We start from the raw sequence: 14,363 nt of genomic DNA on the forward strand, positions 1-14,363 counted from the left end.
GGAGCCGGTTATTCACCCAAGGGAAGGCTCTGGAGGAGAGAATCCGGCAACTGGAAGCTCTGCTGCCGCAAATTGCCCAGCGCCGCCAAGAGGTGCGCACCAAGCTGCAAGAAGTCAAAGCCGCCCAAACCCAGAAGGCCAGCGAGCCGGATCGGAAGTTCAACCCCTGGGGCAGTCTGTTTGAGGATAAGTTGGAGGAGGAATTTCGGCGGCTGGAGATGCAGCTCGAAGTGGAAAAAGAATTGGACACCATAAGAAAGAAGGTGCAGGAACAGCGGCGGCAATAACGGCTTCCTCGTGAAAAACTCTTTCTTATAGCCCCGGTGATGCTGTCTTTGAAACAAGTTCCTTCCCCCAAGAGCGGCCCAAGAGTGGTACGCTATTGCGCATGAAAGAGTTCTATCTAAATCACCCCACATTTGGTCTGCTCTACGGCCTGTGTCAGGTTAACGAAGGGGAGGCCATCTTCACCACCCTTTATGCCCAAAGGCTGTTTTTTCGGGTCTACTTCAAGCCCCCCGCTGACGACGACCCCTCTGCTGTGGAAGAATTGGTCTTTGACCCGATTAGCCGCAACGAAGCCCGCCAAGTTCTCGAAGAGCAGATGCGCTTGCTGCGCCGCGCCAACCGCAAAGACGAGCTGGAACATCTGCAGTTGGTTTACAAACGCACCTTTTCCTAAGCCGCTCTAGAATTGCGACAGAAAGCGCAGGTCGCTGCTGTAGAACAGCCGGATATCCTGAACGCCGTGCAGGAGCATGGCCACCCGCTCGACACCGATCCCTGCCGCAAAGCCGGTGTAGCGCTCTGGGTCATAGCCAACTGCCTGAAACACATTGGGATCCACCATGCCGCAGCCGAAAATCTCCAGCCACTTGGAGCCAAAGCGTACGTCCATTTCAGCCGAGGGCTCCGTGAAGGGAAAGTAGCTAGGCCGAAAGCGGGTTTCCTGCTGGCCTAACAGGCGAGTCACGAACTCCTTGAGGGTGCCCTTGAGGTCAGTGAAGGTAAGGTTTTCCCCTACTGCCAAGATTTCCACCTGGTGAAACACGGCCGAGTGGGTGGCATCGACCTTGTCGCGGCGCATCACCCGTCCCGCGTGGACAATGCGCAGAGGCGGCTGGTGTTGCTCCATGTAGCGCACCTGCACCGAAGAAGTTTGGGTGCGCATCAGATAACCCTTTTCTAGATAGAGGGTATCCTGCATGTCCCGCGCCGGGTGGTCGGCAGGGGTGTTGAGGGCTTCGAAGTTGTAGTACTCCGTCTCGATCTCCGGGCCATGGACTACCGTATAGCCCATTCCCACAAAGATGTCGAGCATGCGGTCAATGGTGGCCTGCAGCGGGTGAACCCGGCCCAGCGGCCGGCGCGGCCCCGGCATAGTGACATCCAAACGCTCTGCTTCTAGGCGGGCTTGGAGCTTGGCTTCGGCTAGGGTCCGTTTGCGCTCCTCCAGGCTGGATTGCAGGGCCTCTTTGAAGCTGTTGGCCAAAGCGCCGATAGCTGGCCTTGCTTCCGGCGGCAGCTTCCCCATTCCCCCCAAGATCTTGGAGAGCTTTCCCTTCTTCCCCAGATAGTCAATGCGGATTTGCTCCAGGGCGTCTAGCTCGGCAGCCTGAGCCACTTGGGCAAGTGCTTCTTCCTGGAGGGCAAGCAGCTGTTGGCGCAGGATGTCCTGTTCCTCTTGCATGGAGTCGGTTATTCCCCCACTTGTGGTAGCCCAGCCAAGCAGCTAGGAAGGAGGATCCCTGCTGTGGGCTAGGTCACTTCTTCAACCGTATCATTTTTGCCTGCAGCGCCTCCTACTGCAGCAGCTCCCTCTGCCAATCGACAACTTTGCGAAAGCGAAAAGGGCCTGCCAATGCCCCCCACACCTGGCGGTGGGTAACTGGATCCATGCCTCGGTCGTGGCTGCAGAACTCGCTTTCGCTCAACTGCAGCGTGGTCTGCAAATAGGTGGTTTGGCCGTTGCGCACTACCCAACAGCGACACCCCGGCTCTGTGGTGCCGACAAACTGGGATCCCTGCCTCTTCACATGCACATCACACCCCGGCAGGTAGGCCAGATCCGCAGGGCTCAATTGGCTGAGCTGCCCGGCTCTTTCGCGGGCACAGCCCCGCCACCGCTGGGGCTCCAGAGGACGGTAGTTGCGAATCACGATCCCGTCCCCTACTTGGGTAAGCTCCACCACCGCCTGACGATAGGGCTCCTCCAGATGGCCGCTGTAGGCCTGCTCCACATAAAAGCCGATCCCTGCCAACACACCGGCTGGCAAGGGGCGATAAGCCACCCGGATGGAGGCAAAAAAAGGCGGGTTCTCCCAGGCTTGCTCTTGGTTGCTGAAGTCTCCCGCTAGCCACCGCGCCATTTGCAGCAGCTCGGGAGAGAAGGTGGGCTGCAACTGGATCGCCATAGCCTCAAAGCCAGAGTAGGGGCCACTACACGGCTAAGTCTGGGGTTTTCCGGGCCGCGTTTTCCCGGTGAAAGCCTGCTCAGATTTTCTCTCAGCTTTGCCTTACCTAGGAGACTGACACAAGTGTTAAATTATGTGTACTTTATGAGAAAGTTTACCTGGATACAGAAGTTGGCTGCAAAGCCATGAGCAAGGCTGTCGTCGTTCCTGATATTGTAAACTCATGTAAAGTAGCATTGTTTTTTGTAAAAACCAAGGCCCCAAAGGATTTGGACAAAAAGGCCAGAGTTGCCTACTAGGAGCAGATCTGGGATTGTTTGCATCTAGTAAAGGCCCTTTACATTTTTTGATTCAATCCCTCCCCGACCTCGCGGTAGAAGTAAGAACTGGAAGCAAGGCAAGCTGGCTTTTCCTCACTTACCCAGTGCAGGGTGTCAGCAGCAAAAAATCCTTGTTTCACCCCGATTCCCCACAGTCTGCCAGCAAGTGGCTTCATTCTTGAAGCTGGCTAGGCAAGGTGAGGTGAGGGGGTTCCTGCCGGTGGTTCTGTTAGGGCAAAGATTTGCGCTAACAGGGCTCTTCGGTAGGGAAGCTGCAAAAGACTGCTGGGTTCATAGAGCGCTTTTGCCCTCTAGTAGAGATTTAGCCTCTTTTGCTTTCGCTAGGAGATTGAGAACCATGAACGACGTATTTAGCAAAGTTGTTGCCCAAGCTGATGCCAAAGGCGCTTTCCTGGGAGAAAACGAGTTTGCGGCACTGCAGCAGGTGATTGCTGACGGAAACAAGCGTTTGGACGCAGTGAACCGCATCACCAGCAACGCCTCCAAAATCGTGACCGATGCTGTCCGCGAATTGTTTGCTGAGGAGCCTAATTTGAATGCTCCTGGCGGCCCTGCCTATCCAAGCCGCAACGTGGCTGCCTGCTTGCGGGATATGGACATCATCCTCCGCTACATTACCTACGCCGTGGCGGCTGGAGACCCGAGCGTCCTGGATGAGCGCTGCCTGAATGGCTTGCGGGAAACCTACCAAGCTCTTGGCACCCCTGGCAGCTCTGTGGCCAATGGCATCCAGAAGATGAAAAAGGCGGCAGTGGCAGTGGTCAATGATCCCAATGGCATTACGCGCGGCGACTGCAGTGCTTTGATTGCCGAAATCGAGTCCTACTTCGATCGCGCCGCTGCTGCAGTGGTCTAGTATTCCGCAGCTATTTGCAAGCTAAGCTTTGAATCCTTTGTATTGTTGCCTTGACTTGAGCTGAGGTAAAGGAGCGTTTTGAGTCATGCAAACCCCAATTGTTGATGCCATTGCCACTGCCGATAGCCAAGGACGCTATCTCAGTAACAGCGAATTGCAAGCCATCAGCGGCCGTTTTCAGCGGGCAGCCGCTAGCATGGAAGCAGCTCGCGTCCTGAGCAGCCGTGCCGAGGAGCTGGTGCGCGGTGCCACTGAGGCCGTTTATGCCAAGTTCCCCTACACCACTCAGCCAGGGGGACAATGCTACACCCAGGCGGGTAAAGACAAGTGTGCCCGCGACGTGCGCCACTATCTGCGCTATATCACCTACTGCTTGGTTACCGGTGGCACTGGCCCCCTGGACGAATGTATGCTGGCCGGGATCCGAGAGATCAATGCTGCTTTTGAACTCTCTCCCAGTTGGTACATTGAAGCCCTACGCTACATCAAGGCCAACCATGGCCTGACCGGGCAAGCAGCCACTGAAGCCAACGCCTATATTGACTACGCCATCAACGCGCTCAGCTAGTTCTTAACCCCAAAGCTGGGTTCAAGGCAGTAGGGATCCCCGGGGTGAAGGGGATCCCTCTCCGTAGGCTGCAGTGGCCGTGGCTCTGCAGGGAGGAGATCTTGAGGGGGTAAATCTTTCAGTTTCAAAGTTGGTCTAGCTGGTTTGTTGGATTTGAGGAGTTAGCATGAGCGGAATTACAGCGGCAAGCCGGATGGGGATCCGGGGCATCACAGAGACAACTCCTTTAGAGTTGCGCCCCAATGCCAGCCAGGAGCAGCTCAACGCCATCCTGCGGGCTATCTATCGCCAGGTTTTGGGCAACGATCACTTATTTGCCTCCGACAGGAAGGAGCTGGCCAGTGCGGAATCGTTGCTGCGCCAGGGCAGCTTGACGGTGCGAGAATTTGTGCGTTTGCTTGCCAAGTCGGAAGCCTACAAGCGGCGGTTTCTCTACCCCAACTCGCAAACCCGCGCCATCGAGCTTAACTTTAAGCATCTCTTGGGGCGAGCTCCCACCAGTCCAAAAGACATTGCCCGCCACCTAGATATCTATCACTCGGGAGGCCACAGCGCGGAGATTGACTCCTACATTGACAGCCCAGAATACCTAGAAGCGTTTGGCGATAACATTGTTCCTCATCCACGCGGCTTTGAATACCGCAAGGCCCACACCACCCGCGACTTTACCAACCTCTTTGCTCTTTACGGAGGCTATGCCAACAACGACCGCTCCCAGGGGCGGAGGCCGCGCCTGATGATTCCCCTGGCCACTGGGTTTACCCCAGCTATTCGCCGCATTGGGGTACGAGGACTGCTGCCACCCAGCCCCATTTCCAAGCACTTGGGGCCGCCCACGGGTCAGTCTGACCGCATGTTTTGCATTGAGGTAACGCGGCTGCTCAACCCACCCTCGGCCCTAGCGACTTCTAGCCGCGTGCGCAAATCCAACCAGCAGATCTTCGTTTCTGCCGATCAACTCTCGGCAACAATGCAGCGACTTCTCAAAGCGGGCGCCAAGATTGTCAGCGTCCGCAGCGCCTAGCTGTTGGAGTTTTGGCCTGTGGACTCCTTGAGCCCAGTAGCTCCTCCAGACTCCTATCCGTCGGCGGATCTCACCCCGGCTGGGCAAATTGCCAAGCTGCGATACGGGGATCCGGGAGAACGCTACTACGCGGCTTGGTGGCTGGGGCGCATGCGGGTGAGAGAGGGGATCCCGGCCCTCATCGAGGCGCTGGCCGATGAGACCGATCGCACGGCCCAGGGGGGATATCCGCTGCGGCGCAATGACGCCCGCGCCCTGGGCAAGCTGGGATCCCCTGCGGCGATCCCGGCTCTAAAAGAGGCTTTGCGCTGCTCCGACGGCCAAGTGGTGGCGGCAGCAGCCCAGGCGCTGGTCGAGATTGCCCTGGCCAACTTCCTCGACCGGGATCCCGCCCAGCTTGAAGACTTGGGAGGAGCATTGCTGCAGGGGCTGCGCCGCGCGGAGCAGGGTCTCCAGACCGAAAACCTTGCTGCCTTAGAGGCCCTCATCGAAGCGCTTGGACAACTGCAGGTGTCTTCTGCCCTGGAGCCGATTCGCCTCTACCAGGATCACCCCTCCCTTCGTTTGCAATGTGCGGCAGGGCAGGCCTGTTACCGCTTGACAGGAGATCCCACTTTTCTTGAGCCTCTGCTGTCGCTGCTGGCTCATCCCAACGTTCATCTGCGGCGGGCTGCCCTCCTGGATCTAGGGGCCAGCGGCTATTTGCCGGCAGCTCCGGCCATGGCGAGAGCGGCAGTAGAGGCTAACCTCAAGCTGCTTGCCCTCAAGCAGTTGGTGGAGGTGAGCCTCAGACGTGGAAAGGAAGACGGAACTAACTTGCACCAGGTGCTACGGCTAATCGACGAGCTGCTTTAAAGTTGACATCCAAAGGCTTATTTTGTTAAAGCTGATACAGAATGAAGTTGGGTTTTACCCTCTGGGCCACGCCAGGGAAGCTGAAGCTGTTGTCCTACAGCTCCCGAGAAGCGGGCTACGGAAGTTGCTTTCCCCGTCAGATGGCCGCCGTCTACTTGGGGGACTCTTCATATGCAACTGACCTATCGCGGCATTGCCTACGTCTTTGTCCCTTCTGCCCCCGCGAGCTGCCAGCGGCAGGCGGTGCGAGTGCGGTACCGGGGCTTAGCGTGGGACTGGCCAGCTCAATCGGCATCTGTGGCGCTGCCACAGTCTTTTGCCTTGACGTATCGAGGCCTTGCCCTCAACCCAGTGGCGAAGACAGCGAGCAGGGCGCCGGCAACTATCTCCCCGCATATGGAAACCCATCGGCAGAATCTGCTGCGCCGGCTGCAGGAGCGCATCCGTTCCGCCCAGGCCCGCGGGGATGAGCATCTGTTGCAGCAACTGGAGCAGGAGCGACAACTCCTGGCCTGAGCTCTTCCTCGACCTCCCTCCACAGGTCAGGAGAATGCGGGATAATAGTGCTGCCCTATGCCGAACGAGGGGGGTAGCGGCTGTGAGCTTGCGGGTGGATTTCGAGAAGGAAGGGACGGCAGCATCTCGCCAGTTGCCCCCTGCCAAGGCGGCGGTGGGGAGCTAGGGCATGAAGGAAGGGATCCCAGGGGGCTCTTCCTCCCACCGTTCCTTGCTCTCAGTAGCGGGGCTAGTGGCTGGTGCTACCCTGCTCAGCAAGGGTATGGGGTTTGTCCGGCAGGCTCTGATTGCGGCAATCTACGGCTCGGGGCTGGAGTACAGCGCCTTTGGGGTGGCCTATGTCCTGCCCGGTTTCTTGTTGATCCTGCTGGGCGGGATCAACGGTCCTTTTCACAGTGCCATCGTCAGCATTCTTAAAAAGCAGCAGCTCTCAGGAGAAGCAGCAGCCCGCTGGCTGGAGTCAATCTCCACCTTGGTGGGCTGTCTTCTCTTAACCGTGACCTTGGGCCTATGGTGGGGAGCAGACTGGGTAGTGCGCCTGACGGCGCCGGGATCCAGCCCTGCAGTTCATGCCCTTGCTGCCCAGCAACTGCGGATCATGGCGCCGCTGGCCTTGCTCTCGGGGTGGATTGGCATTGGCTTTGGGGCACTCAATGCGGCCGAGCACTACCTCTTGCCTGCCCTCAGCCCCCTGATCTCCAGCCTGGCAGTCATCGGGATCCTGCTTAGCTTGGGGTGGACAGGGATCCCAACCTTGCTGGCCTGGGGCGTACTTGTCGGGGCCATTGCCCAGTGGTTGGCTCAGGTACCGTTGCAGCAGCGGCTGGGGCTGGGGCGGCTGCGGCTGCGCTTTGAGTGGGGATCCCCGCAGGTGCGAGCCGTGGGCCTGCTCATGCTGCCAGCGGTCATCTCCTCTGGCATGATCCACATCAATGTCTACGTGGATCTCTTTTTTGCCTCCTTTGTGCCCGGGGATCGCACCATCGGCAACTTGGGCTACGCCCAGCTTTTGGTGCAAACCCCCCTGGGGATCCTTTCCAACATGGTGCTGGTGCCTTTGATGCCCCTCTATGCCCAACTAGCAGGAGAGAGAGACCGATGGCCCGAGCTGTGCCGGCGCATCCGGCAAGGGTTGATGGTGACCGCCATCCTCACCCTGCCCCTTGCCATGCTGTTGGTGGCCTTGGCCGAACCCATTGTCCAGGTGGCCTACCAACGGGGTCGCTTTACGGCGGAGGCAACCCAGGAGGTGGCGGCTCTGCTGATGGCCTATGGCCTGGGGATGAGCTTTTACCTGCTGCGGGATGTGCTGGTGCGCATCTTTTACGCTCTGGAGGACGGAACCACGCCCCTGCGCATCAGTGGCCTAGCCATTGGCCTCAACGCCCTTCTGGACTTCCTATTTCTACAGGTCTTTGGGGCACCAGGCATTGCCCTGGCCACAGCAGGGGTTAACCTAGTAGCCCTGATTGGACTGGGGATCTGCCTTCACCAGCGCCTGCCAGGGATCCCCTGGCAAGAGATGGGACAAGCCCTACTGCCCCTGCTGGGGATCACCGTCCTAGCTGGTGGGCTTAGCCACTGGCTGTGGATGCAGCTACGCGCCTACGAGATCTTGGGATCCCCCCTGCTCACCGCCCTTGTCTGGGCTGGGCTGGCCGGTGGCCTGGGCCTAAGCCTAGTGGTAGCTGGAGCTCTGTATCTGCGGATCCCGGAGGTGGAGGGGCTGGCCCTCCAGATCTGGAGGCGGCTTGCTCGCCCCTAATTGATGGCCTCCAGGTAATCCCGCACCCGGTTGCGCCGCTTAGGCTGCCGCAGCTTCTGCAAGGCTTTGGCCTCGATTTGCCGTACCCGCTCCCGCGATAGATCCAAGGCGCGGCCAATTTCCGCTAGGGAGTAGGTGCGACCATCCCCCAGCCCAAAGCGCATGCGAATCACATCCCGCTCGCGGCTGGTGAGATCCTCCAACAGCTGCTGCAGATCGCGCTGGAGGGCCTCGCGCAGCATCATCTCCTCGGGAGAGATGTCATCGGTCTCCAGCAGATCCCCTAGCTCGGTATCCTTGTCTTTACCCACCTTGGTTTCTAGAGAAACCGAGCGCGGCACCCGCACCAGCAGCTCCCTGACCTGGGGCACGGTCATCTCCAGCTCGGAAGCAATGTCCTCAATGGTGGGGGTACGGCCTTTTTCCTGGGAAAGCTTGCGCTGGGCTTTTTTGATCTTGTTTAGCTTCTCGGTAATGTGGACAGGCAAGCGGATGGTGCGGCTTTGGGTGGCAATAGCCCGGGTGATCCCCTGCCGGATCCACCAGTAGGCGTAGGTGCTGAAGCGGTAACCCTTTTTGGGGTCAAACTTCTCCACTGCTCGCTCCAGGCCCAGCGTGCCCTCCTGGATCAAATCCAGCAGCTCCAGGCCGCGGTTTTGGTATTTTTTCGCCACCGACACCACCAGGCGCAGGTTGGCCTTGATCATCTGCTCCTTGGCCCGCTTGCCGATGCGCTGGATCTGTTGCAGCTTTTCAGGCGTAAGGTTGGCCCACTCGGGGAACTGGTTGGCCCTAGCCACCCATTCTGCCAGAGTAGGCTCCCGCCCCAGCTCTTTCTGCAAACGCAGGCGCACATCCAAGAGCTTCATGTAGTCTTGGACTTTTTGGGCCAGCGCCACCTCCTCGTCTCGTCCCAAGAGGGGAACACGTCCAATCTCCTGGAGGTAAAGGCGCACCAGGTCGGTGGAGGGTCGAGCTGGCCCCTCTTCGGCGTACTCGCTTTCGGCAAACTCCGCCTCTTCCTCCTCCGTCAGGTCGAGGAGGTCGGTTGGGGTTTCAAACAAAGTGTCGTTGGCTTCAGGTTCGTAGATAGACATGTAAGTGCTACTGAGTGAAATAGCAACAGAGACAGTCAAGCAGCTGGACTAACATTGAAGAGGGGGCTAAGTTGAGGGTTCCCCAAGGACAGTGGCTGTGCGCTGTCATCATCCCTGCGGAGACAACACTCTCCTCTGGCTAAGTCCAACCCTGGAATCCTGCCCTCGGTAGGGAACAGCTGAGATAGCCACGAAGGAAGCCACCTGCTGGCGAAGTGTAAGCCCCTTATCATAACTTTAACTTAATTATAGTTGCCTCTCTCAGCTTAGCTGCATGAGATTGGGCGCAGATTTCTCCCCCCTGAGCCGTCGTCACGGTTGCTGGAAAGCGCAGGGTTTTTGCTGCTGCGCCATTGCTCCTGCGTCGAGGTAGGATCTACCAAGCGTGGCTACTGCCGGAGGCAACCAACCTCTCTGCAGAACTTAAACTAGGAGGTAGAGGGTCAACTTCCACGAGCTATTTTTCTGCCCCTTTCCTGCTACGGTGGAGAGGCTACAGGTCAAGCCGCCCGACCAGATGGGGTTCGTTCCTGTCATCCCTATGAACTGGGTAGCTACATCACTCCCTCTCTCCCTGAAGGGAGAGGCCATTTCTACCCTAGCGCTGACGCTGCTTCTGGGGATCGGCCTATTCTTTTTTCTGCGAGCCTCAGGTAGAGATCGCAGCGAAACCCGCTTCTATTCTAGCAGCCGCAGTCTGGAGGAAATGGGATCCCTTCTCCGAAAGCACCTGGAAGGGCGGGCCTATCGCTTGCAGTTTGCCGATGCCGAGGGGATCGCCACCTTTGTCGGTCAGGCCCGGCCCAGCGTTGGGTTGGCTGTTTTTTTGACAGGGCTAGCAGGAGTGGGTCTGGCCTGTCTGGCTCTGGTGCTGTCCCTGCTGGAGCCGAGCTGGAGAGCCTGGCCCTGGACGCTGGTGCTGGCCGCTCCCTGGGCGGGCTGGTACTACTGGCGGCGCAACTACCGGCTGGAGCGGCTTCGCCTGAAGCTGCAAGAGGCTGACCCACCCCCTGGATCCCTGCTGTGGGTGGAGGGGCAGCGGGATGAGCTGGAGGTGCTGGCCGCCAGCTTGGGGCTGCAAGAGCGGGAGCCGGAGCGAGGGTAGAGCCCTAAGGCTCCTCGGAAAAGAGGGAGCCCGGGATTAGAGACAGTTGCTCCGGCGGGGCGGGGTTGCGGATCTCGAGGGGTTCAGGGTGTTGTTCAGCCTGTTTTTTCTTGGGGGAAAGGCGGCTTTTCCCTTGGTTGCGCAGGCCCAGGCCAATGCGGCTGTGTTGTTCCACTAGGGCCAGCACCTGCTTAGCCCGCTCGATCACCGGCTGGGGCAGGCCGGCCATGCGCCCTACCTCGATGCCGTAGGAGCGGTCGGCCCCCCCAGGCTGCACCTGGTGCAGGAAGATGATGCGATCCGGCAGCTCTTTCACCACCACCTGGAAGTTGGCCACGTTGGGCAGCAGGGTCTCCAGTTGGTTGAGCTCGTGGTAGTGGGTGGCAAAGATCGTGCGGGCGCGCACCTGGGTGGCGAGGTACTCAGCCACCGCCCAGGCAATGGAGAGGCCGTCGAAGGTGGCGGTGCCGCGGCCAATCTCGTCCAAAAGCACCAGGGAGCACTCGCCGGCGTGGTTGAGGATGTTGGCCGTCTCGTTCATCTCCACCATGAAGGTGGACTGTCCCGTGGCCAGGTCATCGACAGCGCCGATGCGGGTAAACACGCGGTCACAGAGGCCCAGCTCCGCCCGCCTTGCCGGCACAAAGCTGCCCATCTGGGCCAGGATCTGGATGAGCCCGATCTGCCGCAAATAGGTGGATTTGCCCGACATGTTGGGGCCAGTGAGGACAATCAGATCCGGGCCGTGGGGGGATCCCAGACGCACCGAGTTGGGGACAAATAGGCCCTGGGGCAAAGACTTCTCCACCACCGGATGGCGCCCTTCCTCGATGACTAGGCGGCGGTCGGTCGTGATGACGGGACGAGTGTAACCCTGCTGCACGGCCACCTCGGCCAGGCCAAACAGGGCATCGACGGCGGCCAGGGTCTGGGCCACCTGGCGGATGGCGGCAGCTTGGGATCCCGCCTCTTGGCGCAGGTGCACAAACAGCTCGTATTCCCGCTGGTTGATCTCAGTCTGAGCGGTGAGGACGCGGGCTTCTTTTTCTTTGAGCTCAGGGGTGATGAAGCGCTCTTCGTTAGTCAGGGTCTGCTTGCGGATGTAGTCTTTTGGCACCTGCTGGGCCTTGGCGCGGCTGATGCTGATGTAGTAGCCGAAAGCCTTGTTGAAGCCGACTTTGAGGGTGGGGATCCCAGTGCGCTCGCGCTCGGTTTTCTCCAACTGGGCAATCCACTGGCGGTCTTGCTCCACCTGCTGCCGCAGCCTGTCCAGCTCCGGATCGACGCCGGGCCGGATTAGCCCCCCTTCGGTGAGCACAGGGGGAGGGGAGGGCAGGAGGGTGTGCTCGATGCGGCGGCCCAGGTCAACCAGGGCGGGATCCACCTGCTGCAAGCTCTGCAGGAGAGGGGTCTTGGCTTCGGCCACCAGCTCCGCCAGTTGGGGGAGTTTGCCCAAGGAGGAGCCCAGGGCCACCAGCTCGCGCGGGTTGGCGGTGCCGGAGGCGACGCGGTTGGCCAAGCGCTCCAGGTCATAGAGAGAGTCCAGCAGGGATCCCAGGCGGGTGCGCAGGGAGGGGTTTTCCAACAGCTCCTGGATGGTGTCCTGGCGGAGGCGGATTTGCTCAAGATCCCGCAAAGGCTGCAGCAGCCAACGGCGCAGGGTGCGTCCTCCCATGGCGGTGCGGCTGTGATCCAGCACCCAGAGCAGGGATCCGACAAAGGCCCCCTCGCGGATGGTCTGGGTGAGCTCCAAGTTGCGGCGGGTTTGGGGATCCAAGATGAGGTAATCCGTCAACTGGTAGGTGCGAGGGGGACGTAGGAGGGGATGGCCCCCCTGGGGAGAAGGCTGCACCAGGTTCTTTTGCGTCTCCTCCAGGTAGTGCAAGAGCCCTCCCGCCGCCCGAATTGCCAGGGGCAGCCCCTCGCAGCCCAAGCCCTCCAAAGAGCGCAGGCCATAGGTCTGTAGCAAGTTTTCTCGCGCCACCGCCAGCTCAAAGGGCTCCGCTGGGCGCAGGGTATAGGTGTACTGGCCGGGCAGGCCCAGGGGAGCTTGGGGATCCCCAGGCCGAATTAAGCCCAGGCCCAGCCCTTCCTCGGTGGGCAGCAGGATCTCCGCCGGCTGCAGCCGGGCCAGCTCCTGTTCTAGCTGCTCTTGCCCCTCGCTCTGGCAGACCCAGAACTCGCCGGTAGAAATGTCGGCGTAAGCCAGGCCCCAGGGGGTTTGCTTGGAGCCTCTCAGGCGGACCACGGCGGCCAAGTAGTTGTTTTGCCGTGCCTGCAGCAGCTCCTCTTCGATGACCGTGCCGGGGGTGATGACCCGCGTCACTTCCCGCCGCACCAAGCCCTTGGCCTGATCCGCCGGCTCCATCTGGTCGCAAACAGCCAGGGCATAGCCTTTGGCCACCAACTGAGCCGCATAGCGGTCAAAGGCGTGGTAAGGGATCCCGCACATGGGCACCCGTCCTATGGCCCCTGCTTCCCGCCCGGTGAGCACCAGCTCCAGCTCCCGCGACACCACTTCCGCGTCCTGGAAAAACATCTCGTAGAAATCCCCTAGGCGGTAGAGCAAGATGGCGTGGGGGTACTGCCGCTTCAGCTCTACGTAGTGCTGCATCATGGGGGTGAGCAGGGCGGGATCTACCTCTAAGGCATCCCAAGTAGGCTCGGCGGAAGAACTCATGGCATCAAAACGTGGGCCAGCAATGGGCTGAAGGTTCGGAGTCTAGCCAACTCGGGCCGACCAGCTTGGGCCATTCTAGATCCAGGTCTAGATGAAGTTTGAGACGTTTCCCCAGCCCTTCTCCCCTGATTCCCATTTCGCGGTTGGTTGCCATGACCTCGCTCAGGGTAGTTGGATCCCCCCTGAGGTAAGTCTGAATGGCTGGGCAGAGGCGCTGCCCGGTCTTGTCCAAAAGCCCTGAAGCGCAAGAGGGAGAAATTTAGGCACAAGCTATTGAAACTGACTTGCAACATCCAAGAAGCCTTGCTATTCTAGCGACTACGTTTTGTTGAGTTTGACTTTCAATAAAGCTCGGGAGGGAGGCCTGGCCAACTTGGCTGAGTTTTCTATCCTGCCCTTGCGGGCGGAGGGGGTTTCTTGGCCTCAGAAGGCTCTCTTCCTGGGCAAAGCTCGAGAGGTTTTCCCGGTGCTGGTCGATCGCGAGTGTCCGTATACAGAGGTTGAGGGGGGCAGAGGCTGGGGGCAAAGAAAGCGGCTGCTCTCGCCAATCGGTTTGACCTGTTTGCTATTGAGTTTCATTTTCCTAGTACTTTTGGTCTCGATTGCTTTGGGATCCGTTCCCATGACTTTCCTAGAACTCTGGCAAGCCCTGTGGGGGCAGGGGGATCCCATTCGGCAGACGATTGTTTGGCAGTTGCGGCTGCCGCGGGCGCTCTTGGCCCAGTTGCTGGGGGCGGCTCTGGGGATGGCAGGGGCCCTGTTGCAGGGGATGCTGGGCAATGGGCTGGCGGATCCCTACCTGCTGGGCATTTCGGCGGGGGCGGGCCTGGCGGCGGTGGGGTTGCTCACCTTGGGAGAGTGGACGGCTTGGGTGCCCCTGGCCGCTTGGGTGGGCGGGGTGCTGACTACCGTGTTGGTGTACGGGTTGGCGCGTACTCGCTCGGGACTGGCGGTGGAGCGGCTGATCTTGGCGGGGGTGGCCGTCAGCGCCCTGTTTGGGGCCATTAGCTCCACCTTGTTGTTGATGGCAGATGACCGGGTGCAGGTGGCTCTCACCTGGTTGATCGGCAGCTTAAGCGGGCGGGGCTGGCCAGAGGTGCAGGTGGCCGGGGCGTATATCCTGGTCGGCTTGGGATTGGGAT

General features: G+C 59.9%; 13 protein-coding genes and 1 pseudogene. 10 read left to right on the forward strand and 4 right to left on the reverse strand.

The window, feature by feature from the left end:
• Both NW833_RS10770 and NW833_RS10775 read left to right on the forward strand, forming a co-directional pair.
• Nucleotides 1-287 (forward strand): annotated as a pseudogene (locus NW833_RS10770) (TIGR04376 family protein); the annotation flags it as partial.
• Between the two features lie 101 nt (nucleotides 288-388).
• The gene (locus tag NW833_RS10775; RefSeq protein ID WP_414393947.1) at nucleotides 389-682 is read left to right on the forward strand and encodes a PipX family protein; all 294 of its coding nucleotides are present in this window, start codon (nucleotides 389-391) and stop codon (nucleotides 680-682) included.
• 6 nt (nucleotides 683-688) lie between these two features.
• Here the strand turns inward: NW833_RS10775 and pheS are convergent, their stop codons facing one another.
• Together pheS and NW833_RS10785 are read right to left on the reverse strand one after the other, a co-directional pair.
• Nucleotides 689-1,690, reverse strand: a complete 1,002-nt coding sequence (gene pheS / locus NW833_RS10780) for a phenylalanine--tRNA ligase subunit alpha (RefSeq protein WP_414410842.1) — start codon at nucleotides 1,688-1,690, stop codon at nucleotides 689-691.
• Nucleotides 1,691-1,802: 112 nt separating this feature from the next.
• Nucleotides 1,803-2,414: a chromophore lyase CpcT/CpeT gene (locus NW833_RS10785; protein WP_414412464.1), complete on the reverse strand. Its 612-nt coding sequence runs from the start codon at nucleotides 2,412-2,414 to the stop codon at nucleotides 1,803-1,805.
• 678 nt (nucleotides 2,415-3,092) lie between these two features.
• Between NW833_RS10785 and NW833_RS10790 the strand changes: the two genes are divergently transcribed.
• From NW833_RS10790 to murJ, 6 genes are all read left to right on the forward strand, one after another.
• Nucleotides 3,093-3,611: a phycocyanin subunit beta gene (locus NW833_RS10790; protein WP_414393951.1), complete on the forward strand. Its 519-nt coding sequence runs from the start codon at nucleotides 3,093-3,095 to the stop codon at nucleotides 3,609-3,611.
• A gap of 85 nt (nucleotides 3,612-3,696) precedes the next feature.
• On the forward strand, nucleotides 3,697-4,179 hold the full coding sequence (locus NW833_RS10795; protein WP_414393953.1) for a phycocyanin subunit alpha: 483 nt from the start codon (nucleotides 3,697-3,699) through the stop codon (nucleotides 4,177-4,179).
• 166 nt (nucleotides 4,180-4,345) lie between these two features.
• Entirely contained in the window at nucleotides 4,346-5,203 is an 858-nt protein-coding gene (locus NW833_RS10800; protein WP_414406279.1) for a phycobilisome rod-core linker polypeptide, read from the forward strand.
• A gap of 18 nt (nucleotides 5,204-5,221) precedes the next feature.
• Complete coding sequence (locus NW833_RS10805; protein WP_414412465.1) at nucleotides 5,222-6,058, forward strand: HEAT repeat domain-containing protein; 837 nt, start codon at nucleotides 5,222-5,224, stop codon at nucleotides 6,056-6,058.
• A gap of 171 nt (nucleotides 6,059-6,229) precedes the next feature.
• The gene (locus NW833_RS10810) at nucleotides 6,230-6,574 is read left to right on the forward strand and encodes a DUF4278 domain-containing protein (RefSeq protein WP_414393957.1); all 345 of its coding nucleotides are present in this window, start codon (nucleotides 6,230-6,232) and stop codon (nucleotides 6,572-6,574) included.
• Between the two features lie 169 nt (nucleotides 6,575-6,743).
• Nucleotides 6,744-8,339 (forward strand): murein biosynthesis integral membrane protein MurJ, encoded by a 1,596-nt coding sequence (gene murJ / locus NW833_RS10815; protein ID WP_414412466.1) that lies wholly within the window; start codon nucleotides 6,744-6,746, stop codon nucleotides 8,337-8,339.
• Here murJ and sigC read toward each other — a convergent pair.
• Nucleotides 8,336-9,436, reverse strand: a complete 1,101-nt coding sequence (gene sigC / locus NW833_RS10820; protein ID WP_414412467.1) for an RNA polymerase sigma factor SigC — start codon at nucleotides 9,434-9,436, stop codon at nucleotides 8,336-8,338. The genes murJ and sigC overlap by 4 nt on opposite strands.
• 541 nt (nucleotides 9,437-9,977) lie before the next feature.
• On the opposite strand from sigC, the gene NW833_RS10825 reads away from it, so the two are divergent.
• Nucleotides 9,978-10,541 (forward strand): cofactor assembly of complex C subunit B, encoded by a 564-nt coding sequence (locus NW833_RS10825; protein WP_414393962.1) that lies wholly within the window; start codon nucleotides 9,978-9,980, stop codon nucleotides 10,539-10,541.
• A gap of 4 nt (nucleotides 10,542-10,545) precedes the next feature.
• Here NW833_RS10825 and mutS read toward each other — a convergent pair whose 3' ends face one another.
• Nucleotides 10,546-13,221 (reverse strand): DNA mismatch repair protein MutS, encoded by a 2,676-nt coding sequence (gene mutS, locus NW833_RS10830; RefSeq protein WP_414412468.1) that lies wholly within the window; start codon nucleotides 13,219-13,221, stop codon nucleotides 10,546-10,548.
• A gap of 373 nt (nucleotides 13,222-13,594) precedes the next feature.
• Here mutS and NW833_RS10835 point away from each other — a divergent pair.
• On the forward strand, nucleotides 13,595-14,363 hold a 769-nt coding region (locus NW833_RS10835), incomplete at its 3' end, for a FecCD family ABC transporter permease (RefSeq protein WP_414412469.1).

It is taken from the genome of Synechococcus sp. O70.1, assembly GCF_047462215.1.
Lineage (GTDB): Bacteria > Cyanobacteriota > Cyanobacteriia > Thermostichales > Thermostichaceae > Thermostichus.